Origin of the sequence: Kribbella amoyensis, from assembly GCF_007828865.1 — a bacterium.
GTDB lineage: Bacteria > Actinomycetota > Actinomycetes > Propionibacteriales > Kribbellaceae > Kribbella > Kribbella amoyensis.
Genome location: NZ_VIVK01000001.1, coordinates 582355 through 608213 on the forward strand (window position 1 = coordinate 582355; position 25859 = coordinate 608213).

The 25859-nt window shown below is 69.6% G+C and carries 23 protein-coding genes; 5 read left to right on the top strand and 18 right to left on the bottom strand.

What is annotated here, in order from left to right:
- Window positions 1-15: 15 nt before the first annotated feature.
- The 12 genes from rpoB to FB561_RS02905 form a co-directional block, all read right to left on the bottom strand.
- Complete coding sequence (rpoB, locus tag FB561_RS02850) at window positions 16-3498, bottom strand: DNA-directed RNA polymerase subunit beta (RefSeq protein WP_145802705.1); 3483 nt, start codon at window positions 3496-3498, stop codon at window positions 16-18.
- A gap of 260 nt (window positions 3499-3758) precedes the next feature.
- A complete protein-coding gene (locus FB561_RS02855) occupies window positions 3759-4511 on the bottom strand; it encodes a hypothetical protein (RefSeq protein ID WP_145802707.1) in 753 nt (250 codons plus the stop codon).
- A complete protein-coding gene (locus tag FB561_RS02860; protein WP_145802709.1) occupies window positions 4511-5008 on the bottom strand; it encodes a hypothetical protein in 498 nt (165 codons plus the stop codon). Before FB561_RS02860 ends, FB561_RS02855 begins: the two co-directional genes overlap by 1 nt.
- Window positions 5005-6297, bottom strand: a complete 1293-nt coding sequence (locus FB561_RS02865) for an MCE family protein (RefSeq protein ID WP_145802711.1) — start codon at window positions 6295-6297, stop codon at window positions 5005-5007. The genes FB561_RS02860 and FB561_RS02865 overlap by 4 nt, the downstream gene beginning before the upstream one ends.
- Window positions 6294-7529, bottom strand: coding sequence for an MCE family protein (locus tag FB561_RS02870; protein ID WP_145802713.1), 1236 nt, complete (start codon window positions 7527-7529; stop codon window positions 6294-6296). The genes FB561_RS02865 and FB561_RS02870 overlap by 4 nt, the downstream gene beginning before the upstream one ends.
- Window positions 7526-8725 carry an MCE family protein gene (locus tag FB561_RS02875; protein ID WP_145802715.1) on the bottom strand — a complete coding sequence of 400 codons (1200 nt, stop codon included), beginning with the start codon at window positions 8723-8725 and terminating at the stop codon, window positions 7526-7528. Before FB561_RS02875 ends, FB561_RS02870 begins: the two co-directional genes overlap by 4 nt.
- Window positions 8722-9738 (bottom strand): MCE family protein, encoded by a 1017-nt coding sequence (locus FB561_RS02880; RefSeq protein ID WP_145802717.1) that lies wholly within the window; start codon window positions 9736-9738, stop codon window positions 8722-8724. Before FB561_RS02880 ends, FB561_RS02875 begins: the two co-directional genes overlap by 4 nt.
- Window positions 9735-10769 (bottom strand): MCE family protein, encoded by a 1035-nt coding sequence (locus tag FB561_RS02885; RefSeq protein ID WP_145802719.1) that lies wholly within the window; start codon window positions 10767-10769, stop codon window positions 9735-9737. Before FB561_RS02885 ends, FB561_RS02880 begins: the two co-directional genes overlap by 4 nt.
- Entirely contained in the window at window positions 10766-12082 is a 1317-nt protein-coding gene (locus FB561_RS02890) for an MCE family protein (RefSeq protein ID WP_145802721.1), read from the bottom strand. Before FB561_RS02890 ends, FB561_RS02885 begins: the two co-directional genes overlap by 4 nt.
- Before the next feature lie 4 nt (window positions 12083-12086).
- The gene (locus FB561_RS02895) at window positions 12087-12905 is read right to left on the bottom strand and encodes an MlaE family ABC transporter permease (RefSeq protein ID WP_145812710.1); all 819 of its coding nucleotides are present in this window, start codon (window positions 12903-12905) and stop codon (window positions 12087-12089) included.
- Window positions 12906-12918: 13 nt separating this feature from the next.
- Window positions 12919-13692 carry an MlaE family ABC transporter permease gene (locus FB561_RS02900; protein WP_145802723.1) on the bottom strand — a complete coding sequence of 258 codons (774 nt, stop codon included), beginning with the start codon at window positions 13690-13692 and terminating at the stop codon, window positions 12919-12921.
- The gene (locus FB561_RS02905; RefSeq protein WP_145802726.1) at window positions 13689-14636 is read right to left on the bottom strand and encodes an ABC transporter ATP-binding protein; all 948 of its coding nucleotides are present in this window, start codon (window positions 14634-14636) and stop codon (window positions 13689-13691) included. Before FB561_RS02905 ends, FB561_RS02900 begins: the two co-directional genes overlap by 4 nt.
- 288 nt (window positions 14637-14924) lie before the next feature.
- On the opposite strand from FB561_RS02905, the gene FB561_RS02910 reads away from it, so the two are divergent.
- Entirely contained in the window at window positions 14925-16175 is a 1251-nt protein-coding gene (locus FB561_RS02910) for an acyltransferase family protein (RefSeq protein WP_170284562.1), read from the top strand.
- The gene (locus FB561_RS02915) at window positions 16172-17179 is read left to right on the top strand and encodes an acyltransferase family protein (RefSeq protein WP_145802730.1); all 1008 of its coding nucleotides are present in this window, start codon (window positions 16172-16174) and stop codon (window positions 17177-17179) included. Before FB561_RS02910 ends, FB561_RS02915 begins: the two co-directional genes overlap by 4 nt.
- A 90-nt stretch (window positions 17180-17269) precedes the next feature.
- Here the strand turns inward: FB561_RS02915 and rplL are convergent, their stop codons facing one another.
- The 6 genes from rplL to FB561_RS02945 all read right to left on the bottom strand — a co-directional run bounded on the left by rplL (window position 17270) and on the right by FB561_RS02945 (window position 22091).
- Complete coding sequence (rplL, locus tag FB561_RS02920) at window positions 17270-17659, bottom strand: 50S ribosomal protein L7/L12 (protein WP_145802732.1); 390 nt, start codon at window positions 17657-17659, stop codon at window positions 17270-17272.
- A gap of 66 nt (window positions 17660-17725) precedes the next feature.
- On the bottom strand, window positions 17726-18340 hold the full coding sequence (rplJ, locus tag FB561_RS02925; protein ID WP_145802733.1) for a 50S ribosomal protein L10: 615 nt from the start codon (window positions 18338-18340) through the stop codon (window positions 17726-17728).
- Between the two features lie 256 nt (window positions 18341-18596).
- A complete protein-coding gene (locus tag FB561_RS02930; RefSeq protein ID WP_145802736.1) occupies window positions 18597-19781 on the bottom strand; it encodes an MFS transporter in 1185 nt (394 codons plus the stop codon).
- Between the two features lie 120 nt (window positions 19782-19901).
- Complete coding sequence (locus FB561_RS02935) at window positions 19902-20306, bottom strand: RidA family protein (RefSeq protein ID WP_145802738.1); 405 nt, start codon at window positions 20304-20306, stop codon at window positions 19902-19904.
- A gap of 34 nt (window positions 20307-20340) precedes the next feature.
- Window positions 20341-21075: an IclR family transcriptional regulator gene (locus FB561_RS02940; protein ID WP_145802740.1), complete on the bottom strand. Its 735-nt coding sequence runs from the start codon at window positions 21073-21075 to the stop codon at window positions 20341-20343.
- Window positions 21072-22091, bottom strand: a complete 1020-nt coding sequence (locus FB561_RS02945; protein ID WP_145802742.1) for a sugar kinase — start codon at window positions 22089-22091, stop codon at window positions 21072-21074. Before FB561_RS02945 ends, FB561_RS02940 begins: the two co-directional genes overlap by 4 nt.
- Window positions 22092-22220: 129 nt before the next feature.
- On the opposite strand from FB561_RS02945, the gene FB561_RS02950 reads away from it, so the two are divergent.
- Genes FB561_RS02950 through FB561_RS02960 form a run of 3 tightly spaced genes read left to right on the top strand, consistent with a single transcriptional unit; the run spans window position 22221 to window position 25850 of the window.
- Window positions 22221-23600, top strand: coding sequence for a type III PLP-dependent enzyme domain-containing protein (locus FB561_RS02950; RefSeq protein WP_145802744.1), 1380 nt, complete (start codon window positions 22221-22223; stop codon window positions 23598-23600).
- A gap of 13 nt (window positions 23601-23613) precedes the next feature.
- A complete protein-coding gene (locus FB561_RS02955) occupies window positions 23614-25224 on the top strand; it encodes an N-acyl-D-amino-acid deacylase family protein (RefSeq protein WP_145802746.1) in 1611 nt (536 codons plus the stop codon).
- Entirely contained in the window at window positions 25221-25850 is a 630-nt protein-coding gene (locus FB561_RS02960) for a bifunctional 4-hydroxy-2-oxoglutarate aldolase/2-dehydro-3-deoxy-phosphogluconate aldolase (RefSeq protein ID WP_145802748.1), read from the top strand. Before FB561_RS02955 ends, FB561_RS02960 begins: the two co-directional genes overlap by 4 nt.
- Window positions 25851-25859 lie beyond the last annotated feature (9 nt).

The following is a 25859-nucleotide window of genomic DNA, read 5'->3' on the forward strand; positions in this document are numbered from 1 at the left end:
CGAGCGGCACTCCGCTCAGACCTCCTCGACGCTGTTCGGCTCCCGCCGGGACAGGTCGATGCCCAGCTCCTCCGCGGCGCGGAAGACGTCCTCTTCGCTGTCGCGCATCTCGACCCGGCTTCCGTCGGACGAGAGCACTTCCACGTTCAGACACAGCGACTGCATTTCCTTGACCAGAACCTTGAAGGACTCCGGGATACCCGGCTCCGGGATGTTCTCGCCCTTGACGATCGCCTCGTACACCTTCACCCGGCCGACCACGTCGTCCGACTTGATCGTCAGCAGCTCCTGCAGCGCGAAGGCGGCACCGTAGGCCTCGAGGGCCCACACCTCCATCTCGCCGAACCGCTGACCACCGAACTGCGCCTTACCACCCAGCGGCTGCTGCGTGATCATCGAGTACGGACCGGTCGAGCGAGCGTGGATCTTGTCGTCGACCAGGTGGTGCAGCTTCAGCATGTACATGTAGCCGACGCCGACCGGCTCCGGGAACGGCTCGCCCGAGCGGCCGTCGAACAGCCGGGCCTTGCCGGTGCCGTCGACCATCCGGTTGCCGTCGCGGTTCGGCAGCGTGGAGCCGAGCAGGCCGGTGACCTCCTCCTCCTTGGCGCCGTCGAACACCGGGGTGGCGACGTTCGTCATCGGAGCAGCGGAGCCGGCGCCGATCTTGATCAGCCGCTGGGCCCACTCCTCCTGGCTCTCCGGGTCGACCTCCCAGCCGCGGCTGGCGACCCAGCCGAGGTGCGTCTCGAGGACCTGACCGACGTTCATCCGGCCGGGCACGCCCAGCGGGTTCAGGATGATGTCGACCTGGGTGCCGTCCTCCATGAACGGCATGTCCTCGACCGGCAGGATCTTCGAGATGACGCCCTTGTTGCCGTGGCGTCCGGCGAGCTTGTCGCCGACGGAGATCTTGCGCTTCTGCGCCACGTAGACGCGGACCAGCTGGTTCACGCCCGGCGGCAGCTCGTCGCCGTTGTCGCGGTCGAAGACGCGGACACCGATGACGGTGCCGTTCTCGCCGTGCGGCACCTTCAGCGACGTGTCGCGGACCTCGCGCGCCTTCTCACCGAAGATCGCGCGCAGCAGCCGCTCCTCCGGGGTCAGCTCGGTCTCGCCCTTCGGGGTGACCTTGCCGACCAGGATGTCACCGGTGGTGACCTCGGCGCCGATCCGGATGATGCCGCGCTCGTCCAGGTCGGCCAGCATCTCGTCGGAGACGTTCGGGATGTCCCGGGTGATCTCCTCCGGACCCAGCTTGGTGTCGCGGGCGTCGACCTCGTGCTCCTCGATGTGGATCGAGGTCAGCAGGTCCTGCTGCACGACCCGCTGGCTGAGGATGATCGCGTCCTCGTAGTTGTGGCCCTCCCACGGCATGAACGCGACCAGCAGGTTGCGGCCGAGCGCCATCTCGCCCTCGTCGGTGCACGGACCGTCGGCGAGCGGGCTGTTCACCTCGACCCGCTGGCCCTGGTCGACCAGCGGCCGCTGGTTGATGCAGGTGCCCTGGTTCGAGCGGCGGAACTTGGCCAGCCGGTACGTCTGGTACGTGCCGTCGTCGGCGGCGATCTCGATCAGGTCGGCCGAGACCTCCTTGACCACACCGGCCTTGTCGGCCACGACCACGTCGCCGGCGTCGACCGCGCCGCGGTACTCCATGCCGGTCCCGACCAGCGGGGCGTCGGCGGTGATCAGCGGCACCGCCTGGCGCTGCATGTTGGAGCCCATCAGCGCGCGGTTGGCGTCGTCGTGCTCGAGGAACGGGATCATCGCCGTCGCGACCGACACCATCTGGCGCGGCGAGACGTCCATGTAGTCCACGTCCTCGACCAGCACGAGCTCGACCTCACCGTGCCGCCGGCGGACCAGCACGCGGTCCTCGGCGAGCCGGTTGTCGTCGGTCAGCACCGCGTTCGCCTGGGCGATGACGAACCGGTCCTCCTCGTCCGCGGTCAGGTAGTCGACCTGGTCGGTGACCTGGCCGTCGTTGACCTTGCGGTACGGGGTCTCGACGAAGCCGAACGGGTTCACCCGGCCGTACGACGCGAGCGAGCCGATCAGGCCGATGTTCGGGCCTTCCGGGGTCTCGATCGGGCACATCCGGCCGTAGTGGGACGGGTGCACGTCGCGGACCTCGAAGCCGGCCCGCTCCCGGCTCAGACCACCCGGGCCGAGCGCGTTCAGCCGGCGCTTGTGCGTCAGCCCCGCGATCGGGTTCGTCTGGTCCATGAACTGGGACAGCTGGGAGGTGCCGAAGAACTCCTTCAGCGCCGCCACCACCGGACGGATGTTGATCAGGGTCTGCGGCGTGATCGCCTCGACGTCCTGGGTCGTCATCCGCTCCCGGACCACCCGCTCCATCCGGGCCAGGCCGGTGCGCAGCTGGTTCTGGATCAGCTCGCCGACCGTGCGCAGACGGCGGTTGCCGAAGTGGTCGATGTCGTCTTCCTCGACGACGATCTCACCGGTCGGCGCCGGCAGCTCGGTCTTGCCCTCGTGCAGCGCGACCAGGTACTTGATCGTGGCGACGATGTCGTCGATCGTCAGGACGGCGGTGTCGTGCGCCTCGTCCCGGCCGAGCTTCTTGTTGATCTTGTACCGGCCGACCTTGGCCAGGTCGTAGCGCTTGCCGTTGAAGTAGTAGTTGTCCAGCAGCGCCTGCGCGGCCTCGCGGGTCGGCGGTTCACCCGGACGCAGCTTGCGGTAGATGTCCAGCAGCGCGTCGTCCTGCCCGGAGGTGTGGTCCTTCTCCAGGGTGAGGCGGATCGACTCGTACTCGCCGAACTCCTCCAGGATCTGCGCGTCGGTCCAGCCGAGCGCCTTCAGCAGGACGGTGACGTTCTGCTTGCGCTTGCGGTCGAGCCGGACGCCGACCATGTCGCGCTTGTCGACCTCGAACTCCAGCCACGCGCCGCGCGACGGGATGACCTTGGCCGTGAAGATGTCCTTGTCGGAGGTCTTGTCCGGGGTGCGCTCGAAGTACACGCCCGGGGACCGGACCAGCTGGGACACGACGACACGCTCGGTGCCGTTGATCACGAAGGTGCCCTTGCGCGTCATCAGCGGGAAGTCGCCCATGAAGACGGTCTGGCTCTTGATCTCGCCGGTCTCGTTGTTCATGAACTCGGCGGTGACGAACAGCGGCGCCGAGTAGGTGACGTCGCGCTCCTTGCACTCGTCGACCGTGTTCTTCGGCGGCTCGAAACGGTGGTCGCGGAACGACAGCGACATGGTGCCGCTGAAGTCCTCGATCGGGGAGATCTCCTCGAAGATCTCTTCCAGGCCGGACGGGCCGGACAGCTCGGTCCGCCCCTCGGCCTCGGCGGCGGCCACCCGGGCCTGCCAGGTTTCGTTTCCTACCAACCAGTCGAAACTGTCCACCTGCAGCGCAAGCAGATCCGGAACCTCGAGCGGTTCGGAGATCTTTGCGAAGGAGATGCGGCGGGAGCCGGAAACGTCGGTGATGCTGTCGGACTGGGGGTTGCGCGAGGCGACCAAGGGGCGTCCTTCCACGGGCTCGCAAAATCACTTCGGTGCTGGGAGCGCACGCCGAACCGCCCTAGTCAAGTCTTGACCTGAACCAGGGTGGAGGTTAAAGGCAGCGCAAAGCAATAGGTTACCCGAGGAGGGCAAGACTGTCCAATGGGGTCCGATACTATGCCGTCGGACCGCCTACTCAGTCAAGGACCGACCCGGGCTCTCAAGCGGGGAAACGCCCGCGAGCCACCCGGTACATCCTGTCCGGAGTCAGCAAGAGACTACAGTCCGGCGATCTCCTGGACCAGCCATCGATCACCGTTTCGGACCATCGTGAACCGGGTCCGGTTCAGATCGACCCGGGGCTTACCCTGTGTGATCGTGCTGGTGGTGGTCTGGTTGACGAAGATGACCAGGGTGACCCGGTTCGCGTCGCCGTCGCGGACGCCGACCTCGCGGACCTCGGCCCGGACGGTCGCTTTCGTCTTGGTCGCGAGCTCGCCGGCCACCTTCGCGGTCTCGTCGAACTTGGCCGCGAAATCCGGCGTCATCGTCTCCCGGGCGGCGCCGAAACTCTTGTCCAGCGAGCGGTAGTCGTAGCTCAGCGCCGTCTCGGCCGCCTTCCGCCCGGCGGCGGCCGCCTCGCCGCGGGCGTCCTCGGCCTGCTGGCCACGCCACGCCTTCACCCCGAGGATCCCGGCCAGCCCGAGCACGATCACGATGAGCAGCGACAGGGTGACGGTGAGTACGAAGTTCAGTCGCTTGCCAGGCTGCTTCGGTGAGGAGTCGGTGTCACTTTCGGTGACGGACTCCTCGGCGTCCGCTTCGCTTTCCGGCTCGGCGGTGGTTCGCTCTGTGGCGGGAGTCACCTCGTCCGGGGCCTCCTCGGGCACCGGCTCGGCGGTGTCCGGCTCGTCCTCGACAACGGTGTCCTCGACGATCGCGCCCTCGGTGACGGTGTCCTCGGCCGGGCGCTCGACGGTCGGCCGGCGCTGGCCGGCGATCCGGGGGCGGTTCCTGGAACGGTCCGGCATCAGCCCACCACCTGCAGGTCGGCGGTCAGCCAGCGGTCCTTCTCCCGGACCAGGTCCAGCTTGATCCGGTACCGGCGCTCGACGCCGTCCTTGGCGGCCGTGTTGGTCACCACCGCGTTCACGATCACCAGCACCTGCGCCGAGTCCTTGTCGTTCGACACCACCGCGGCCTCCTTCACGTCACCCTTGGAGGTCGCCTTGTTCGTCACCACCTCGGTCTTCACCGAGTTCGCGCCGCCGGAGAACTCCTCCTTGAACTGCCCGGTGGAGCCGTCCAGGACCCGCTGGGAGTCGGCGTCCCAGCTGGAGTACTGGTACGTGGTGAAGTCGAGGGCGAGCTGCCGGGCCGCCTGCATCGCGCCGGTCCGGTCCTCCGCGCGGACCTGCTGGCGGCGGAGGGCGAGGACGGAGACGGTGGCGGCCGCGAGCGCGACGATCAGCAGCACGCTGAGCGCCCACGCCAGGATCAGCGGACCCCGTCGGGAGGTTGAAGTCACTTGCCGGTCACCGGTCCGAGGATGAGGGCTTTCCAGGAGTCCGAGCCGAGGTAGTCGGCCTGGCCGCCGGTGGAGCCGAGCACCAGCTCGGGCATCCCGCCGGTGCCGCCGGCCGCGCCGGTGTCCGGGTCGTAGCCGACGCCGTACCCGACCCGGTTCGCGTCGCTGCGCGAGGACGGGCTCGGCTTGTTCTGCGCGCCGCGGACGTTCACGCCCGACCCGGGCGCCGCCGTACAGGCCGCCTTGGTGTTCGCATTCTTGTCGGTGGTGTCCTGCGGGACCCGGGTGTCGGTGCCCTTGTACCCGGCCCGGCAGGCGGGCGGGCTGACGCCGAGGACGAGGCCGAAGTGGGCGTCGTAGTGCCCGGTGCCCTTGTCCTTGGCCGGGACGATGTACCCGCCCATCACGACCGCCGGGTACACCACCATCAGCTGCTCGACGGCGTCCAGCCGGACCGTGGTCATCTCGTTCACCGTGAGCAGGTTACCGAGCAGCACCGCGATGTCGGCCCGGTTCTCCGAGATCAGTCCGGACAGCTGCTCCGAGGCGCCGGAACCCTGGTCGATCACCTTGCGCAGGTCCGCGTCCGAGCCGACCAGCGTGTCGGACAGCAGGGCCAGGTTCTTCGCCCAGGTCCGGATCGCGTCGCCGCTGCCCACCTGGGTGGCGAGCACGGTGTTGCCGTCGTTGATCAGCTTGATCGTCTGGGCGACGTTGGCGTCCGCGTCGCTGATCAGCAGACCGGAGCTGTCGATGATCTTCTGCAGGTCGCCGCCCTTGCCGCGGAGCGCGTCGCCGAGCTCCTTGACCGTGGTCCGCAGGCTGTCCTTGTCGACCGAGTTCACCAGCTGGTCGAGGTTGAGCAGCAGCTCGGTGGTGTCGATCGGTACCGCGGTGTCGGCCCGGGCGATGGTGGAGTTGTCCTTCAGGTACGGCCCCTCGTCGCGGCGCGGCTGCAGGTCGACGTACTGCTCGCCGATCGCGGACCGGTTCGCGACCACGGCGACCAGGTCGTTCGGGACCTTCACGTTCTTCTCGATGTCCAGGTCGACCTCGACGCCGTCGTCGAGCAGCTTCAGCTCGCCGACCCGGCCGACCGGCTGGCCGCGGTACGTCACCTCGGCGCCGGAGAAGATGCCGCCGGACTCGGCGAAGCTGGCCCGCACGGTGTAGTCGTCGTCGAAGAACAGCTGGTCGACCTGGGCGTACTTGCCGCCGACGTAGGCGATCCCGACGACGGTGATCAGCAGGAACACCATCAGCTGGATCCGGACCGTTCTGGTGATCACTTGGCCACCCCCGGCATCAGCACCTTCGCCAGTTCCGGGTCGAAGCCGGACCGGTTCAGCGTGGGCGTACAGACGGGCAGGCCGAGCCCGGTGACACAGCTGGTCGCCGTCCCCGTCGGCAGCGGCAGCGGCGGCAGTCCGGAACTCTGCGGGAACTGCGGGGTGTTGTGCAGCGGCAGGCTGATCTTCCCGGTCGGCAGCGCCGTCGGGCCGACCGTCGGCAGGTTCAGCTTGAGCAGACCCTGCAGCGCCTTCTGGGTGTTCACGTCGAGGGTGATGTTCAGGTTGGTGAAGTCACCCTGGACGGCGTCCGCGGCGGCGTCCGGGAACGGGTACGTGAGCAGCAACTCGAGCGACTTCGGCAGGTTCTCCCCCGCCTCGGCCAGCTTGGTCAGCACCGGGTAGAGCGACTGCAGGTTGGCCACCAGGTCCTTCTGCGAGGCGGTGATCACCCGGGTCGCGGTGTTGCCGAGCTTGGCCAGCGCCTGCAGCGTCTTCACCAGGGCGGCGCGCTGCTTGTCCAGGGTGGAGATCGACTTCGGCAGCGAGTCGATCGCGGTCGCCAGCGTGGTCTTCTGCGCGTTGAGCTTCTTCGCCAGCGCGTCGACGGCCTTGATCGCCTCGACGATCCGCTGCTTGTTCGCGTCCAGCGTGCCGACGAAGGTGTTCAGCTGGGTGAGCACGCTGCGGATGGCCGGCTCGTTGCCGGTCAGGGCCTTGTTCAGCTCCTGGGTGATGATCTGCAACTGGGCCACGCCGCCGCCGTTGAGCAGCAACGACAACGCCGCCAGCACTTCCTCGACCTCGACGTTGCTGGTGGTCCGCGAGAGCGGGATCAGCTCGCCGTTGTCCAGCTTGCCGTGCGGCTTCTCGCTCCCGGTCGGGGGTGCCAGCGAGACGAACTTCTCGCCGAGCAGGCTGGTCTGCCGGATCGTCGCCCGGGCGTTGTCGGGCAGGTCCACGCTCTTCGGCAGCCGGAGCCGGACCTTGGCGGTGAACCCTTCCAGCCAGACCTTCTCGACCGTGCCGACGGTGACGTCGTCGACCTTGACCGAGGACTTCGGCACCAGGTCGAGTACGTCGGTGAACTCGGCCGTCACGGTGTACGACGGGCCCTTGATCTTCGCGCCGCCCGGCAGCGGCAGGGAGTACACGCTGAAGTCGCAGCCGGCCACGAAGGTGGCCGTCGCTACCACGCCCGCGACCACGGCGGTCCGGCGGAAGCGGTTCATCGGGCACCTCCGGGGACCAGGCCGCCGAGGGTGTCGTCGACGGGATCCGGGCTGGGCAGCTTGGGTTCCGGCGCCGGGGCCCACGGCGTACCGGCCGGGCCGCCCGATCCGGTCAGCGAACCGGTGAGCTGGCTCAGCAGCGGCAGCTTCGGCAGGGCGTCGAGGACGGGCCGCAACGCCGAGCAGGTGGACAGCGGCTGGTTCGCCTGCAGCAGCAGCGAGCAGATGAAGTCGGCCGGGTCGTCCAGCTGGGCCAGGTTGATCCGCTGGTCGAGGGTGCCGTACTGCGGGTTGTAGACGCGGGCCAGGTTGCCCAGGCCGAGCGGCGCGGTGTCGATGATCTCGGCCAGCGCGGCCTTCTCCTTGACCAGGAGCTGGGAGATGTCGGTCGCCCCGGACACCGTGGTCCGGACCAGCGCGCGGTTGTCCTTGACGAACGTGGCGACCTCGCCGAGCGCGGTGGCCAGCAGGTTCAGTGCGGCGGCCAGGTCCTTGCGTTCCCCGGCCAGCGTCGCCGAGGTGGCGGCGAAGTTGCTGTTGAACTGCTTGACCAGCTGGTCGTTCGCGGCCAGCGCGGACACGAACGTCTGCAGCTGCCGGACCGTGCTGAACAGGCTCTTCGAGTTGCCCGACAACGTCTGGGTCAGCTTCGACACGTCGGTGATGGTCTGGTTCAGCTTGGCGCCCTGGCCGTTCAGGTTCGCGGCCGAGACGTCCAGCAACCGCGACAACGCGCCCTGGTCGTTGGCGCCCTTCGGGCCGAGCGCGACGGACAGGTCGTTCAGGCTCTGGTAGATCTGGTCCAGCTCCAGCGGGACCGCGGTCCGGTCCAGCGGGATCTCGGCGCCGTCGGCCATCACGTCGCCCTTGGCGTACGCCGGGGTCAGCTGGATGTACCGGTCGGCGACGATCGACGGCGACGCGATCACCGCCTTGGCGTTGGCCGGCACCTTGTGCTTGGCCTCCCACCAGAATTTCACCCGGACCGCGCGACCGGCCGGCGTGACGCTCTCGATCTCGCCGACCTTGATGCCGAGGATCCGGACGTCGGAGCCGGGGTACACGCTGACCGCGCGCGGGAAGTACGCGGTCGCGCTGACGCGTTCGGGGTTGGGCCAGAGCGTGACCACACTGACGGCGAGGACCACCAGGACCACGCCGACCGCGATCAGCCGGGACACCGAGGCGAGCTTCATCGGCCGGTCCCTCCCAGCAGCGGGGGCAGCCCGGGGATCGGGACCTGCGGCAACGGGATCTCCGGGACGGGGACCAGGTTCTGCACGTAGGTGTCGAACCACGGCCCGGTCCCGAGCGTGTTGGTGAACACCCGCGCGTACGGCGCGAGGCCGCGGATGCTGGCGTCCAGGGCGGTCTGGTTCTTCAGCAGGACCGCGAGCACCGCGTTCACCTTCTGCAGGGTGGGCTGCAGATCCTTGCGGTTCTCCCGGACCAGCGCGGTCACCTGGGCGGACAGCTTCTGCGTCGAGACCAGCAGCTGGTGGATCAGGGCTCGCCGGGCCTGCACCGCCTGGAACACGGTGTTGCCGTCCTTGAGCAGCTTGACCAGCTCCTGGTTCCGGTCGGCGAGGACCTTGGTGACCGTGTCGGAGTGCTGGAGCAGCTTCTTCAGCTCCTCGTCCCGCTTGGCCACGCTGCGGGACAACCGGGACAGCCCGGTGAGCGACGCCTGCACCTCGTCCGGGGTGTTCTTGAACGTGCTCGACAGCGTGTCCAGGGCGCGGGCCAGCTGGGCGGTGTCGATCCGCTCGGTGGTGTTGGCGAGATCGGTGAACGCGTCGACCACGTCGTACGCCGAGACCGTGCGGTCCAGCGGGATCTCGGAACCCGCCTTCAGCGATCCCTCGCCGGCCGGGTTGAGCTTGAGGTACTTCTGCCCGAGCAGGGTCTTGATCTTCATCTCGGCACCGGTCCGGTCGCCCAGCTTGACGCCGCGGTCGACGACGAAGTCCACCCGGACGTGGGTGCCCTCCAGCTCGACCGCGCGGACCTGGCCGACCCGGACGCCGGCGATCCGGATCTCGTCGTTCGGCTTCAGCCCGCCGGCCTCGGAGAACTGCGCCGAGTACTTCGTGCCGCCGCCGATCAACGGCAGGTCCTGCGCCTTGAACGCGGCCAGCATGATCAACCCCAGCACCGTCAGCCCGACCACCCCGATGGTCAGCTGGTTCTGCTCCCGGAAGGGCTTCACCGTTCCTTGCACCTCGCCGAGTTGTTGTCGTAACTCACCGGCACCCTCGTACCGAGCGGGAGGGTGACGTTGCCGTCGAAGCCGCACAGGTAGAAGTTGAACCAGGAGCCGTACGACGCGGTCCGGGTCATCGTGTTGAGCTTGCCGGGCATGTTCTGCAGGGTCTTCACCCAGATCCCCTGGGTCTCGTCCAGCGTGGTGGCCACCTGGCGGAGCCGGTCCAGGTCCGCCTTCAGCGGGACCCGGGTCTGCTGCAGCAGGCCGGCCGTCTTGGTGTTCAGCGAGTTGATCGAGCCGAGCGAGCCGAGGATCGGGTTGATGTCCTTGCTCAGTCCGGTGATGAACCTCTGCAGGTTCACCAGCAGGGTGGAGAAGTTCTGCTGGCGTTGCGAGACGATCTGCAGCGTCGAGGTCAGGTTGGTGATCAGGTCGCCGATCACCTGGTCGGCGTCGGCCAGTGTGGTGGTCAGCGACGCGGTCCGGGCCAGCAGGCTCTCGATCGTGCCGCCCTCGCCCTGCAGCACCTTGATCACCTCGAAGGCGAACTGGTTCACGTCGGCCGGGGTGAGCGCGGTGAACAACGGCTTGAACCCGTTGAACAGCACCGACAGGTCCAGGGCCGGCTGGGTCCGGTCCTTGTCGATGACGTCGTTCTTCTGCATCCGCTCGCCGCCGCCGACGCCCTCGGTGAGCGCGATGTACCGGTTGCCGACCAGGTTGCGGTACCGCAGGGTGGCGCGGGTCGAGGTGTCGAGCACCTGGTCGGAGTCGACCTTGAAGGTCACCAGCGCCAGCGTGTCCTGGTACAGCTCGATCTTGTCCACCTGGCCGACCCGGACCCCGGCGATCCGGATGTCGTCGCCCTGGTTCAGCCCGACCGCGTCGGTGAAGACGGCCTTGTACTTGGTGGTCGGCGTGAAGCTCAGGTTCCCGATCGTGACCGCCAGCAACGCGGTCGCGACCGTGGTCACGACGACGAAGATCGCCAGCCGCACGGTGTCGAACGAGGTCTTCCGGTCCAGCAGCTTCATCGAAGATTCACCTGGCCTCCGCGGAGCAGGGGGCCCACCATCAGGGTGGTCAGGTCGGGGACTTCACCGGCCGCGACACCCATTACGGGGCCGACGACCGAGTCGACCACCTGCTGCTCGGCCGGGCCGCCGGCGCTGCCCGCGTCGACACCGGCACCCGGGGCGACGCGGTTGAGCTGCAGGTTCAGCGGGAAGCGCTCGTTCTTGTTGTGGTCGCCGATCACGCCGTCCTCGCCGGTGATGTACGGGGCCGGGTTGTCCTGGGTGTACGGACCCGGCTTCGCGCCCGGGTGGCTGTAGTTCTTGCCGACACAGGTGGGGCCGCGCTTGTCCAGGTACTTGGGCAGCTCGTTCGGCTGGTACGGCGTCGGCTGGTTGGTGATCAGCTCGAGGTTGATGTTCAGGGCGCCGCCGCGGAAGGTGTCGTTCAGGATCGGCGCGGTGTCGGTGAGCACCTTGAGGAAGCAGGGGAACTCCGGCGAGTACCGCTCCAGCAGGTCCAGGATCGGCCGGGTCACCTCGCCGAGCCGGATCACCCGGTCCTCGTTCTCGCGGAGGAACCCGTCCGCCGTGCCCGACAGCGCCGACACGTCGGTGAAGAACTTCTGCAGCTGCTGCTCCTTCTCCACCACCGTGTTGCCGGTGACGGTCAGGTTGCGCAGCGCGCGGGCCAGGTCGGGCGTGACGTCGCCGTACAACTGGGAGACCTGGGTCAGCTTGGTCAGCGCGGCGACCAGCTTCGGCACGCTCGGGTTCAGCTTCTTCAGATACGCGTCCAGCTGGGTCAGTGTCTGGGCGATCTCGGTGCCGCGGCCCTCGAGCGCGGTGGCCAGCGTGTTCAGGGTCGCGTTCAGGTCGGCCGGGTCGACCGCCTGCAGCAACGGCAGCGCGTCGTTCAGGACCTTCTCGATCTCGATCCCGACGGCCGTCTTGTCGCGCGAGATCACGTCGCCGCCCTTGATGTGCCGGCCGGCCTGACCCGTCGGCGGCACCAGCGCGACGTACTTCTCGCCGAACAGCGTCTTCGGCAGGATCCGGGCGCTGACCGTACTGGCGATCTGGCTGACCTGGTCCGGCTTCAGCGCCAGCTCGACCGTCGCCTCGTCGCCGTCGGTACTCACCTCGCGGACCTCGCCGACGATGATGCCGCGCAGCTTCACGTCGGCGTGCCGGTTCAGCTGCAGGCCGATGTGGCTGGTCTTCAGCTGGACCGTCACCGTCTCGGTGAAGACCTTGGCGTAGAACGCGTAGGTCAGCCAGAGCAGGAAACACAGCACGCCGATGAAGGCGACTCCGAGCACACGTCTGGTCATCAGCTCATCCCGCCAGCCGGACGGTCGTGGTCGTACCCCAGATCGCCATCGACAGCAGCAGGTCGACGACGTTGATCACCACGATCGAGGTCCGGACCGCGCGGCCGACGGCGACGCCGACCCCCGCCGGACCACCGGTCGCGTGGTAGCCGTGGTAGCAGTGCACGAGGATCACCAGCACCGCGAACACCAGCACCTTGCCGAAGGACCACAGCACGTCCCCCGGTGGCAGGAACAGATGGAAGTAATGGTCGTACGTCCCGGTGCTCTGGCCGTAGAACGTGGTCACGGTCAGCCGGGTGGCGAAGTACGACGAGAGCAGGCCGACGACGTACAACGGGACCACCGCGATCAGGCCGGCGATGATCCGGGTGGTGACCAGGAACGGCAGCGACGGGATCGCCATCACCTCGAGGGCGTCGATCTCCTCGCTGATCCGCATCGCGCCGAGCTGGGCGGTGAAGCCGCAGCCGACCGTCGCGGCGAGCGCGATCCCGGCGATCAGCGGGCCGATCTCGCGGGTGTTGATGTACGCGCTGACGAAGCCGGCGAACGCGGAGGTACCGATCTGGTTCAGCGCCGAGTACCCCTGCAGGCCGACCTCGGTGCCGGTGAAGAAGGCCAGGAAGGTGATCACGCCGACGGTGCCGCCGATCACCGCGAGCGCGCCGGTGCCCAGGGTGACCTCGGCGAGCAGCCGGAGGATCTCCTTGCGGTACCGGGTGACCGACTTGCCCGACCAGGCCAGCGCCTTCAGGTAGAAGGTCAGCTGCTCGCCGAGCCGGTCCAGCGAGTTCAGCGGCTTCTTCACCAGGGTGTCCATCAGGGCCGACACGTCAGGCCCCCTTCGGCGGGACGAGCTGGAAGTAGATCGCCGTCATCGCGAAGTTCGCGACGAACAGCAGCATGAAGGTGATCACCACGGACTGGTTCACCGCGTCGCCGACGCCCTTCGGCCCGCCACCGGCGTTGACACCCTTGTACGACGCGACCACGGCGGCGATGAACCCGAAGACGAGCGCCTTCGCCTGGCCCTGCCACAGGTCGGGCAGGTGCGCGAGCGCGGTGAACGAGGCCAGGTAACTGCCCGGGGTGCCGTCCTGCAGGACCACGTTGAAGACGTAGCCGCCCATCACGCCGACGACGCTGACGAAGCCGTTCAGGAAGAACGCGACCAGCATCGTGGCCAGCACCCGCGGGACCACCAGGCGCTGGATCGGGTCGATGCCGAGCACCATCATCGCGTCCAGTTCCTCGCGGATCTTCCGGGCGCCGAGGTCCGCGCAGATGGCGGAGCCGCCGGCCCCGGCGATCAGCAGCGCGGTCGCGATCGGCGACGCCTCCCGGACCACGGCCAGCACGGCCGCCGACCCGGTGAACGCCTGCGCGCCGAACTGCTTGATCAGGCCGCCGACCTGGAGCGCGATGACGGCGCCGAACGGGATCGCGACCAGCGCGGTCGGGATGATCGTCACGCTGGCCACGAACCAGGCCTGCTGGAGGAACTCGCGCAGCTGGAACGGCCGCCGCACGGAGGCGCGGGCGGTGTCGAGGGCGAAGGAGAACAGAGAGCCGGCGTGTTTCAGCGGGGCGGTCGCGGAAACCGTCACGTGGCCCCCACGACGTCGGAGGCGAACGAACCGGGGGGCGGGGTGACGCCGTTGTCCCGGCACCAGGCGCCGGGGTCGCGCTGGGTCGGCCGGATCATCCCGCTGCTCGGCAATTGCTGGAGCGGGATCGGCGGCAGCGGCGGCAGCTCCTGGTCGGCCTCCCGGGCCAGCTCGTCGGCGTCCTTCTCCTCGGACATGCCGATCGGGCCGACCCGCTGCGCGTTCAGGAACTGCCGGACCACCGGCTCCTCGCTGGACAGCAGCATCTCCCGCGGGCCGAACATCGCCAGGTGCCGGTGGTACAGCAGGCCGATGTTGTCCGGCACGGTGCGCGCGGTGTTGATGTCGTGGGTGACGATCAGGCAGGTCGCCTGGGTCATCTCGTTCAGGTCGATGATGAGCTGGTTCAGGAACGCGGTCCGGACCGGGTCGAGACCGGAGTCGGGCTCGTCGAAGAGCAGGATCTCCGGTTCCAGTACCAGCGCGCGGGCCAGCCCGGCCCGCTTCCGCATCCCGCCGGAGATCTCGCCCGGCAGCTTCTTCTCCGCACCGACGAGACCGACCATCTCCATCTTCTCCATCACGATGGAGCGGATCTCGGACTCGGACTTGCGGGTGTGCTCGCGGAGCGGGAAGGCGACGTTGTCGTAGAGGTTCATCGAGCCGAACATCGCGCCGTCCTGGAACAGCACACCGAACAGCTTGCGCACCTCGTAGAGCTGCCGCTCCGAACAGGTGGCGATGTCGGTGCCCTCGATGTGGACGTGACCGCGGTCCGGTTTGAGCAGCCCGATCAGCGTCTTGAGGAAGACGGACTTGCCGGTACCGGACGGGCCGAGCATCACGCAGATCTCGCCGGCCGGCAGCGTCAGGGACACGTCACCCCAGATGAGCTGCTTGCCGAAGGACTTGGTGAGTCCCTCGACGCGGACTTCTACGCCCACCTGGCCCTCCTCATCGGCCTGCCTCACGGGTCTTGTCGTACAGCCCCGACCGACGACACGTCATCAGTCCAACGAGGGCGCGGTGCCCTAGGTTACGCACGAGTCACTTATTCCGTAACCCCTGCGTGTCAAGTAGTGATGACCGAAGAGTCACGCTCTGATCACGCCCGGTGCGGTCGTCACGCTGAGCGGCGACCACGGCCCGTACCGGCCGGACCACCCTGGTCGGGTACAGTCCTGCGAGTCGCCCTTCGAGGGTGGCGAAGAGCCCCAGTCGCCGGAGGAACAGTGCCGCGGTCAGCTACCTGGTTGCACCGGCTGCGCACCCGGCCGCCGCAGGGTATCGCCTCGCCGCAGCACGGGGACCAGCTGCCGCACCCGCGTTCGGAGATCCTAGCCCTGACCGGTGTCAGGGCCGCCGCGGCACTCGCCGTGGTGCTGCACCACATCGGCCTGCCGGACTCGGCGCCGGTGCCACTGCGCAACCTGGTCGCATCCGGATACATCGGGGTGCCGCTGTTCTTCATGTTGTCCGGGCTCGTGCTGGCCTGGAACTACTCCACCCTGACCGCGGTCGAGGGCCGCCGGCTGTGGCGGTTCTACCTGGCCCGGATCGCGCGGGTGATGCCGCTGTACTGGGTGGTGCTGTTCTTCCTGGTCCTGCAACGCGCGGCGAACGGTGTACCGCAGGAGGCGTTGTGGCGGCACGTGCTCGCGATCCAGACCTGGTCGGGCGACTACTCGATCGGCCAGGGCAGCTACAACCCACCCGGCTGGTCGATCTGCGTCGAGATCTTCCTGTACGCCGTGTTCCCGCTGGCGGTGCCGGTGATCGCCTGGCTGGCCAAGCGGTACGGCGGCGCCGGGCTGGTGGCCGTGATCGCGGTCGCGTTCGCCGTCCAGGTCGCGCTGGTCGCGTGGTTCACGGTCGAGGGCTGGGCGTTCATCTCGGTGAAGGACCCGGGCTCGGGGCATCGCTGGCTCTACCGGAATCCGTTGCCCCGGCTGGCCGAGTTCGTCATCGGGATCTCGCTCGCGTTCTTCCTGCTCCGCGGGTTCCAGTTGCGGGCCCGGGTCGCCGGGTGGATCCAGGCGGCCTGTGTGGTCGTGGTGCTCGCGATCGCGGCCACCGGTCCGACCCTGGCCCGCTGGGAGCTGCCCGCGTTCTACGGCGCGATGTGGACGGTGCCGTTCGCGGTGTTGCTGCTGTCGTTGGCGGCCTGCCCGTCGGCCTGGTTGTCGCGGTTCTTCGCGACCCGGATCCTGGTCACCCTCGGCACGGCCAGCTACGCCGTGTACCTCACGCACCGGCCGTTGCTGCCCTTCCTGGTCAAGGATCGCGGCAGCATGATCACCGACCCGTCCGGCTGGGCACCGTACGCCGGGATCGTGGTCGTCGTCGGGGTGTGCCTGCTGATCGGTGAGGGCGCGCACCGGCTGATCGAGGTCCCCGCCCGCCGCGCGATCCTGCGGTACGCCGGCCAGCCGAAACGACGGCCGCCGGTGACGGAGCGTGCACCGACGGAGGTCTCGGCGTGAGCGGACTCACATCGGTCGACGAGGGTGCCGCACTCTCCCACCCGCGGCCGGAGCTGCTGTCCCTGACCGGGCTACGGGGCCTGGCCGCGCTAGGCGTCACCGCGTCGACCGTCGGGGTCTGGCGGACCGCCCCGACGGAACTGCGCGACCTGGTCGAGGCCGGGGCACTCGCGGTCCCACTGTTCTTACTGCTCTCCGGGTTCGTCCTGGCCTACAACTACCCAGGACTCGGGTACTCCTCCGGCCGGCGCGCCCTCGGTCGGTACGCGATGGCCCGGTTCGCCCGGCTCGCGCCGTTGTTCGCGGTCGTCGGGGTGTGCGTCCTCCTGGAGGGCGCGCTGAACGGTACCGACTGGGTCCGCACGGTTTTCACCGATCAGGCCTGGTTCGTCGGGACGATCGCGCTCTGTTACGCGGCTTATCCCTTACTGGCTCGCGTGGTCAGCTCGGCGCCGTTGGTGGCCGCGGCCTGCGCGTTCGGGCTCGACGCGATCGTGCTGGCGGTGCACCTGGCCACGGACGCGGGGCTCCACCGGGTACCGCTGGTGTGGTTGCCGTCGTTCGTGCTCGGGATGGCCCTGGTCGGGTTCCTCGGGACCCGGGTGCCGTTCGCGATCGTGCCCGTCGTCGCGGCGTACACGGTGGCGGTGGTGCTGTTGCTCGGGTCGCGCGACGAGGTCAGGTACGGGCTCGTCTGGTCCGTCCCGCTCGCGTTGGTCGTCCTGGCTGCCGCGACGTCCGCACCACGGTGGTTGGCGTCGCCGCTGCTCGTCCGGCTCGGTGTGATCGGGTACGCCCTGTTTCTCGTGCACGCGGTGGTGGTCCACGGCTTCGGCCCGGTTCGCGCCGGCACGCTCGCGAGCGCGTTGCTCGCCCTCGGCTGGATCGCGCTGGCCGTCCTGGTGGCCGAAGGCGCGCACCGCTATCTCGGCGTACCGGCCCGGCGCCGGCTGATGGACCTCGCCCGCCGGGTCGACCGGCGGTCCGCTCCCGTGGAGAGCTGAGCACCGGATCGTCGGCAGACGTGACGAAGGGCGGCCCCTGACGGGACCGCCCTTCGGCGTACTGCTGGTGTGCGGCTCACGCCGCACAGGTCACTTCAGCGAGACGGTGGCGCCGGCGCCCTCGAGGGCCTCCTTGGCCTTCTCCGCGGCAGCCTTGTCGACCTTCTCCAGGATCGGCTTCGGGGCCGACTCGACGAGGTCCTTCGCCTCCTTCAGGCCGAGGGAGGTGAGACCGCGCACCTCCTTGATGACCTGGATCTTCTTGTCGCCGGCCGACTCGAGGACGACGTCGAACTCGTCCTGCTCGACGGCCTCCTCGCCGCCACCGGCCGCCGGGGCGCCCGGGGCAGCGGCGACGGCGACGGGAGCGGCGGCGGTCACGCCGAACTCCTCCTCGAACGCCTTCACGAACTCGGAGAGCTCCAGCAGGGTCAGTTCCTTGAACTGGCCGAGCAGCTCTTCGGTGCTGAGCTTCGCCATTTTGGCGGTCCTTCCTAACTGTGGTGCTTGATGATCACTGATGGGGTGTTGCGGGTGAGATGCGCTTCAGCTCTCGGCCGAAGCGGTCTCCTCGGTGCTCGCCTCGGCAGGTGCGTCGACCGTGTCCTGCACGGTCTCCTCCGCCGCGGCCTCGGGGGCAGCCCCGTCGGCCGGCAGCTTCTCCTGCAGCGCCGCGAACAGGCGCGCGGCCTGCGACAGCGGAGCAGCGAACAGCGACACCGCCTGCTGCGGCGCCGCCTTCATCGCACCTGCGAGCTTCGCGAGGAGGACCTCACGCGACTCCAGGTCAGCGAGCTTGTTGATCTCGTCAGAGTCGAGTGCCTTACCGTCCAGCACACCACCCTTGATGACGAGCATCGGGTTGGCCTTGGCGAAGTCACGCAGCCCCTTGGCCGCGACCACCGGGTCGCCCTTGATGAAGGCGATGGCCGACGGACCCTGCAGCAGCGAGTCGAACGACTCCACTCCCGCGTCCTTGGCCGCGATCTTGGTCAGCGTGTTCTTCACCACGGCGTAGTTCACGTCGTCACCGAGCGTAGTGCGCAGTTGGCGCAGCTGCGCCACGGTGAGTCCGCGGTACTCGGTCAGCACGGCGCCGTTGGAGCTCTTGAACTCGTCCGAGAGCTCTGCGACGGCGGCTGCCTTGTCCGGCCTCGCCATGGTTCTCCTTCCGCCCCGCCTCCCGGCAGGGTTGGACTTGACTGCCACCGCTCGCCGGACCCCAGTCACGAAAAAACGCCCCTGCGCAGGCGCAAGGGCGTGAACATAAGTACAGTCACACTTCCAAGTCACCTACGCGGGCCGCCCATTCGAGAATGGGACCTTCAGTCACTCAGGGAGCGACGACCAGCGGTCTTCGGCAGAGTCGATTGTTGCATCCGGAGCAACCCGGAACCAAATCGGTTCCGCCGACGGGTCAGCCCGGGGCCGGTTCGGGCTCGGGCCGGGGCGGGATCCAGCGCTGCATGGCGGTCGCGGCGAGGCAGCCGGTGAGGCCCATGAACAGGATCGCCGGCCCGAGTCCGGACAGCGCGGTGACCGCGGCCACCAGGAACGGCCCGCCGGCGTTGCCGGTGTCGGCGAACAACCGGAACGCCCCGAGGAACTGGGCCCGGCCGACCGGTGGGGAAGCGTCCGCGCCGAGCGTCATGATGATGCCCGCGCCCAGGCCGTTGCCGAGTCCCATCAACAGCGCGACCGCGGTGAGCGCCGGGGCCGAGTGGGTCAGCGGGAGCAGCAGGTGCGCGGCCGCGAGGACCAGCATCGACGGGACGGCGACCCACTTCCGGCCGAAGCGGTCCATCACCGAACCGGCCGGATAGAACAGCAGCATGTCCACGGCCCCGGACAACCCGAAGATCAGGCTGGTGGTCTGCGCATCCAGGCCGAGGTGTTCGGCCCAGAGCGGGACCACGACCTGCCGGGACGCGCGGACCGCACCGACGAGCAGGGCGCCGACGCCCAGCGTCCGCAGGACCGGGAGGTGGTCGCGGATGACGGCCCGGGTGGACTGGAGCTCGACCGGCCGGCCGAGCCGCTTGCGCCGGACGGACTCGAGGTCGGGCAGGCTCAGCAGCGCCAAGCAGGCGAGCACCGCGGCGACGAGGTGCACCCAGTACGCCCCGTCGGTGCCGAGGAAGCGCATCGCCAGCGCGCCGATGAACGGGCCGATGAACGAGCCGATCCGCTGCACGCCGCCGAGCGTGGACAGCGCCCGGGCCCGCAGCTGCAGCGGGATGGCCTCACTCAGGTACGCCTGCCGGGCCAGCCCCCAGACCGCGCCGGCGACCCCGGTCGCGCCGATCGCGAGGGCGAGTCCCCAGACGTTCGGCACCACCAGACAGGCGGCGAGGGCGACGGCGACCAGACCGGTGGCGAGCAGCATCGCGCGGCGTTCGCCGATCCGGGTGGTGAGCGTGCCGGCCGGGATGTCGCCGATCACCTGGCCGAGTCCGGCCGCCGCGACCACCAGGCTCGCCAGCGCCACCGAGGCGCCGAGATCGCGGGCGGACAACGCGACGACCGGAGCGATCGCCCCCTGGCCGATGCCGTACAGCAGGGCCGGCAGATAGACCGAGGGAGCGATCTTCCACAGACTCAGCGAGTGCTCACCGGCGTCGACGGCAGGACCTCCAGGACGAAGGGGATCAGCCGCAGCAGGCTAACCCCGCGTCCTACATCGTGGAAATCGGTTCCACTCCGTGGAAAGGTGCCGTCAGGGTCAGGAGAGCACCGCGAGCGCGTCGATCTCGACCAGCATCTGCTCCAGCGGCAGCCCGGTGAACACCGTCGTCCGGGACGGCAGCACGCCGCTCGGGGTCCGGGCGCCGACGAACTCCGCGTACGCCTCGTTCATCGGGCCGAAGTCGTCCCGGGTGGTCAGGTAGACGCGCAGCATCACCACGTCGTCGAAGGTCGCGCCGCCGGCGGTGAGGATCGCCTCGATGTTCTGCAGGACCCGGGTGGTCTGCGCCTTCACGTCGCCCTCGAAGACGAACGAGCCGCCGGCCGGATCGACCGAGCCCTGGCCGGACACCTGCAGGATGTTGCCCTTGCGGACGCCCTGCGAGAAGACGGGCATCGGCGGGGGCGCGTCGGGGGTGGAGACGACGGTCTTGTCGGACATCGGTACGAGCCTCTCGATCGAAGGTGCTGACGTACTAGTTGTAGTCGACGGCGATCGCGGCGGTGGTGGCGAGGAGCTCGGGGAGCAGGTCGAGGACCTGGTCGTAGCTGAGCAGGAGGTCGGGGACGGAGACCGAGACGGCGCCGAGGACCCGGCCGGAGCGTTCGGTGATCGGGGCGCCGATGCAGTTGATGAACGACTCGTGCTCGGCCCGGTCCTGCGCCCAGCCCTGAGCGCGGACCCGGTCCAGCTCGGCGCGCAGTTCGTCCGGCCCGGCGATCGTGTTCGGCGTGAACCGCCGGTACTCGATCGACGCGAGCAACGCTTCCCGCTGCCGCTCGGGCTGCGCGGCCAGCAGGACCTTGCCGACCGCGGTGCAGTGCAACGCGGCCGGGACGCCGACCTGCGAGTACATCCGTACCGACTGCACGCTGTCGAGCTTGTCGATGTAGACGACCTGCCCGTTCTCGTACGTCGCCAGGTGCACCGTCTGTCCGGTCCGCTGGTTCAACCGCTGCAAGTGGGGCGCGGCCACCGCCCGTACGACGTGTTGCTCGCGGGCCGTGTCGGCCAGGGCGAACAACCGCGAGCCCAGCCGGTACCGGTGGGCCTCGTCGCGGCGGACGAAGCGCTCCGCCTCCATCGTGCGCAGCAACCGCAGCACCGTCGTCTTGTGCACGTCCAGCTCGGTCGCGAGCTGGTCCAGCGACCGGTCTCCCTCACCCAGGCTGACCAGGATCTGCAGCGCCCGGCCGAGGCTCTGGCTCACACCGCACCGCCGACCAGTGCCGGGGAGGTGACCCCCTCGGGACCGACTCGGGTCGCCGCCCACTGACCGTCGTCGCAGGCCAGCAGCGCCTCGCGCAGCGTGGACTCGAGCGGAGTCGCGTGGTCGTTCGGTACGGCGAGCACCGTGGCCGCGTTGAGGTGCCCGAGCCGCAACCGCTGCTCCATCGGCAACCCCTGCAACGTCCCGGCGAGGAAGCCGGCGGCGAACGCATCCCCGGCACCGACCGGCTCCACCACGTCGACGGTCAACGCCGGCACCGCGGTACTGCGGCCGTCCGGCTCGAGCGAGACGGCGACGTGGGCGTCGGACTTCACCACAATCGTTGCCCTGGGCCCCAACAGTTCACGCAGCGCGGCCGGCTCGCCGGTGCCGGCGAACACCTCGGCCTCGTCGGCCCCGATCAGCACGAAGTCGGCCGCCCGCAGCAACCGCCACAACGGCGCCGGGTCCTGGTCCCGCCAGAGCACCGGCCGCCAGTTCAGGTCGACGCTCAGAGCGAAGCCGTACGTGTCGCGCAGCTCGGCCAGCCGGTCCAGCATCGCCGCCGAGGTCGCCGAGATGGCCGCCGTGATCCCGGTGGTGTGCACGACGTCCGCCGCGGCCAGCCGATCGCGGACCGCGGGCCGGTCGAGGAACGACGGGTCCATCGCGGCGGCGGCGGACCCGGACCGGTAGTAGTGCATCCGGCTGCGGCCGTTCATCGTGTGCTTCACGTAGAGCCCGGTCGGCCGGTCCGGGTCGTCCTCGACCGCGCCGACCTCGACGCCGCGGGCAAGCAGATCGCGCCGGACGTGCCGGCCGAACCCGTCGTCGCCCACCCGCGAGATCCAGCCCGTCGGGATGCCCAGCCCGGCCAGGCCACCGGCCACGTTGCACTCGGCGCCACCGACCGATCGGCGGAACGACTCCACGTCCTCGAGCGGAGCCCCGGTGTCGCCGGACAGCACCACCATGGCCTCCCCCAGACAGACCGCACGGGGCAGCAGCTCGACCATGAGGGGGTCCTCTCGGAGACCGTCGACGGGAATTCTGGCGCGATGCTACAAGCGTGTGCCAGAATGCGCAACGGACGTTGCGTTACATGCAATCAAGCCGCCCACCGGCCCCTCGGGAGGACCGCCGCCATGTCAGCAGCCGAGTCAGCCAACGGGTCAGCGACCGAGCCAGGGATCACGTCGGCAGCCGCGCGGACCACCTACGATGCCGCCGCCGTCGCCGCGTTGGCCGAGCAGTCGGTGAGCTGGCAGGACAAGGCGGTACCGCCGGCCTGGTGGGGTCGCCGGATCACCGACATCCTCGCCGAGAAGCCGCGGTTGTCCGCCCTGCCGACCCCGCTGCTCACCCTCTCCGCGACCGGGATGCGGCACAACCTCACGACCATGGCCGGCTGGTGCGCCGAGCACGGGGTCGAGCTCGCGCCGCACGGCAAGACGACGATGGCGCCCGCGCTCTGGGCCGCTCAGCTCGACGCTGGTTGCTGGGCGATCACGCTGGCCAACGGATTCCAGCTCGGCGTCGCCCGGGCGTACGGCGTGGCCCGGGTGATCGTCGCGAACGAAGTGATCTCGCCGCTGCAGCTGCGCTGGATCGCCGACGAGCTGGCCGCGGATCCGGCGTTCGAGGTGTTCGTCTGGGCCGACTCGGTCCGCACCGTCGAGCTGATGGAGGCCGCCCGCTCGGCGTACGTGGGGCCGGACGCTCGTCCGTTGGACGTGCTGGTGGAGGTCGGCGGCGCGAACGGCCGGACCGGGGTCCGCGACACCGGGACCGGGGTGGCCGTGGCGAAGGCGATCGCGGATTCGTCGACGCTTCGGCTCGCCGGGGTCGCCGGGTACGAAGGCGCGATCGCCCGGGGTGCCGACGAGGCCGGGCTCGAACACGTCCGCGCGTACCTGCGGGACCTGGCCGCGATCCACCTCCGTGCCCAGGAGGACGGCCTGTACGACGAGGGCGTGGTCCCCGTCGTCAGCGCGGGCGGCAGCGCGTACTTCGAGCAGGTCGCGAAGGTGCTTGCCCCACTCGGCGAGACGGGTGCGCGCGTGGTCCTGCGGTCCGGCGCGTACATCGCCCACGACGACGGGTACTACCGGGAGATCTCCCCGCTCGGCTCGCATCCGCGGACCGACGGCGACCGGCTCGTCCCGGCGATGCACGGCTGGGTCCGGATCACCTCGCAGCCCGAACCGGGACTCGCGATCTTCGACGCCGGCAAGCGGGACCTGCCCTTCGACGAGGGCCTGCCCGAACCCCAGCTGCTCCGGCCCCGCAGTCCCGGCGAGGCGCCCGCGCGACTGGACGGGATGACCGTGGTGAAGGTGAACGACCAGCACGGGTTCCTCCGGTTCGACGAGGCCGGGCCGGCTCCGCTGGTGATCGGCGACGAACTGCGGGTCGGGCTCTCGCACCCGTGTACGGCGTTCGACAAGTGGGGCCTGATCCCGGTGGTCGACGATCCCGACGCCGAGGACCCGGTCGTGGTCGACCTCGTCCGGACCTTCTTCTGACCCGGCGGCCGCGATGACCGACCTGCTGATCTCCGGCGCGACCGTGCTGGACGGGACCGGCGCGCCCGCGTTCCGGGCCGACGTGACGGTCGACGCCGGCCGCATCACCGCCGTCGATCCACCGGGTCGCCCGGTCGAAGCCGGCCAGGTGATCGACGCGACCGGGCTGACCCTGTGTCCCGGCTTCATCGACATGCACGCGCACTCCGACCTGCAGATCCTGGCGAACCCGGACCACACCGCCAAGGTCAGCCAGGGCGTCACCCTCGAGGTCCTCGGCCAGGACGGGCTGTCGTTCGCGCCGGTCGACGACACCACCCGGTCCGTCCTGCGCCGGCAGATCGCGGGCTGGAACGGCGAGCCCGCCGACTTCGAGTTCACCTGGTCCACCGTCGCGGGGTACCTGGACCGGCTCGACCAGGGCATCGCCTGCCACGCGGCGTACCTGGTCCCGCAGGGCACGCTGCGGATGCTGGTGGTCGGCACCGAGAACCGGCGAGCCACCCCGGCCGAGCTGGCCGAGATGAAGCGGCTGCTCGCCGAGGGCCTGGACCAAGGGGCCGTCGGGATGAGCAGCGGGCTCACGTACACCCCGGGCATGTTCGCCGACACCGACGAGCTGGTCGCGTTGTGCGACGTGGTGGCCGCGTACGGCGGGTACTACAGCCCGCACCAGCGCTCGTACGGGCTGGGCGCGCTGGCCGCGTACGAGGAGATGGTCGAGGTGGCCCGCCGGTCCGGGTGTGCGTTGCACCTGACCCACGCGACGATGAACTTCGAGCCGAACCGCGGCCGCGGCGGGGACCTGGTCGCGCTGATGGACGCGGCCCTCGCGGCCGGGGTGGACCTGACCACCGACACCTACCCGTACTTGCCGGGGGCAACCACCTTGGCGGCGATCCTGCCCAGCTGGACCGCCGAGGGTGGCCCGGACGCGCAACTGGCCCGGCTCCGGGACCCGGCCGACCGGGAGCGGATCACGTACGAGCTCGAGCAGGTCGGCAGCGACGGGTGCCACGGCTGCGTCACCGACTGGGCCACGATCGAGATCGGCGGCGTCCGGAATCCCGCGCTGGAAGGGGCCGTCGGCAACACGGTGGCCGAGATCGCGGCCGGGATCGGCAAGCCGCCGGCCTGGGTGTTCTTCGACCTGCTGGTCCGCGACGAGCTGGGCACCACGATCCTGCAGCACGTCGGCCACGAGGAGAACGTGCGCGCGATCATGCGGCACCCGACCCACACCGGCGGCTCGGACGGGATCCTGGTCGGCGGCAAACCGCACCCGCGTGCCTGGGGCACCTTCCCGCGGTACCTCGGCCACTACACCCGCGACCTCGGGGTGCTGGAGCTGGCCGACTGCGTGCACCACCTGACCGGGCGGCCCGCGGCCCGGCTGGGACTGACCGACCGCGGCCTGGTCCGGACCGGGTACCACGCGGACCTCGTGCTGTTCGACCCCGCAACGGTGCGGGACACCGCCACCTTCGACGATCCCTGCCGGCCGGCCGAGGGCATTCCCTGGGTCCTGGTCGGCGGGACCGCCGTGATCGAGAACGGACGCCGGACCGACGCCCTGCCGGGCCGCGCGATCCGTCGTCCCCCTGGGAAAGGACCGACCCGATGACCACCCTGGACCTGCTCCGCGAAGACAAGGTGCTGAGCGTCGTCCGCGCGCCGGCGATCGACGACGCGCGCGACCTGTGCGCCGCCCTCGTGGCCGGCGGCATCCGCGTGATCGAGCTGACCTTCACCACCCCGGACCTGCCCCGGCACCTGGAGCGGGCCGCGTCCGGTGACACCGGGGCCGTGGTCGGCGCCGGCACGGTCCAGACCGCGGCGCAGGCCAAGACCGCGGTCGACGCCGGCGCGCAGTTCCTGGTCACGCCCGGCCAGGGTCCGGAGGCGGCCGAGGTGGTCGCCGCCGCGCACGCCGCCGGGGTACCGATCGTGCTCGGCGCGCTCACCCCGTCGGAGGTGATGACCGCGGTCGCGCTCGGCGCCGAGGCGGTGAAGATCTTCCCGGCCCACCAGTTCGGCCCGAAGTACTTCAAGGACCTGAACGGCCCGTTCCCCGGGGTCCCGCTGGTGCCGTCCGGTGGGGTGAACGCGGGCAACGCCAAGCAGTTCCTGGACGCCGGCGCCCTGGCCGTCAGCGCCGGGACCGACGTCGTCTCCCCCGCCGACGTGGCCGCCGCGAACTGGTCCACCATCACCAGCAAGGCCAAGGCCTTCTGCGCCACCCTGAGCTGACAAGCTGTC

What these genes read in the sequence shown, in the direction of transcription:
- FB561_RS02855 (WP_145802707.1), bottom strand. Translation starts at nt 4,511, where the DNA reads ATGCCGGACCGTTCCAGGAACCGCCCCCGGATCGCCGGCCAGCGCCGG.
- FB561_RS02870 (WP_145802713.1), bottom strand. Translation starts at nt 7,529, where the DNA reads ATGAACCGCTTCCGCCGGACCGCCGTGGTCGCGGGCGTGGTAGCGACG.
- FB561_RS02875 (WP_145802715.1), bottom strand. Translation starts at nt 8,725, where the DNA reads ATGAAGCTCGCCTCGGTGTCCCGGCTGATCGCGGTCGGCGTGGTCCTG.
- FB561_RS02885 (WP_145802719.1), bottom strand. Translation starts at nt 10,769, where the DNA reads ATGAAGCTGCTGGACCGGAAGACCTCGTTCGACACCGTGCGGCTGGCG.
- FB561_RS02890 (WP_145802721.1), bottom strand. Translation starts at nt 12,082, where the DNA reads ATGACCAGACGTGTGCTCGGAGTCGCCTTCATCGGCGTGCTGTGTTTC.
- FB561_RS02895 (WP_145812710.1), bottom strand. Translation starts at nt 12,905, where the DNA reads ATGGACACCCTGGTGAAGAAGCCGCTGAACTCGCTGGACCGGCTCGGC.
- rplL (WP_145802732.1), bottom strand. Translation starts at nt 17,659, where the DNA reads ATGGCGAAGCTCAGCACCGAAGAGCTGCTCGGCCAGTTCAAGGAACTG.
- rplJ (WP_145802733.1), bottom strand. Translation starts at nt 18,340, where the DNA reads ATGGCGAGGCCGGACAAGGCAGCCGCCGTCGCAGAGCTCTCGGACGAG.
- FB561_RS02935 (WP_145802738.1), bottom strand. Translation starts at nt 20,306, where the DNA reads ATGTCCGACAAGACCGTCGTCTCCACCCCCGACGCGCCCCCGCCGATG.
- FB561_RS02945 (WP_145802742.1), bottom strand. Translation starts at nt 22,091, where the DNA reads ATGGTCGAGCTGCTGCCCCGTGCGGTCTGTCTGGGGGAGGCCATGGTG.
- FB561_RS02950 (WP_145802744.1), top strand. Translation starts at nt 22,221, where the DNA reads ATGTCAGCAGCCGAGTCAGCCAACGGGTCAGCGACCGAGCCAGGGATC.
- FB561_RS02955 (WP_145802746.1), top strand. Translation starts at nt 23,614, where the DNA reads ATGACCGACCTGCTGATCTCCGGCGCGACCGTGCTGGACGGGACCGGC.
- FB561_RS02960 (WP_145802748.1), top strand. Translation starts at nt 25,221, where the DNA reads ATGACCACCCTGGACCTGCTCCGCGAAGACAAGGTGCTGAGCGTCGTC.